1 protein-coding gene is annotated in these 226 nt (G+C 41.2%); it reads right to left on the bottom strand.

Annotated elements, in window-relative coordinates:
• On the bottom strand, positions 1–226 hold a 226-nt coding region (locus HMPREF2686_RS02985; protein ID WP_148130193.1), incomplete at both ends, for a Spy0128 family protein.

Here is a 226-nt window from a genome sequence, read left to right as displayed (position 1 = left end):
TTAAATTCTTTATCCGCAATGTCGCCTACAGTCGCGATCAGAACTTTAGCTGTTCCATCGTGTTTCACTGTGACTGTCACATTCGCTTTCATTGTATCGTATGTAACGGTTGCGTCGCTTCCTTTAACTTCTTCTACTGTGTAGTTGTGTACGCCTTCTTGACCCTTCTTGAATTCAAGAGCTTTGAACTTAACGTTACCAGATGCATCATTGCTTACAGTTTCAA

Source organism: Streptococcus sp. HMSC057G03, from assembly GCF_001808745.1.
In the GTDB taxonomy this organism is placed as follows: Bacteria; Bacillota; Bacilli; order Lactobacillales; family Streptococcaceae; genus Streptococcus; species Streptococcus parasanguinis_Z.
Note: the sequence above shows the minus strand (reverse complement) of the source record. Positions and strands in the feature narration are given on the sequence as shown.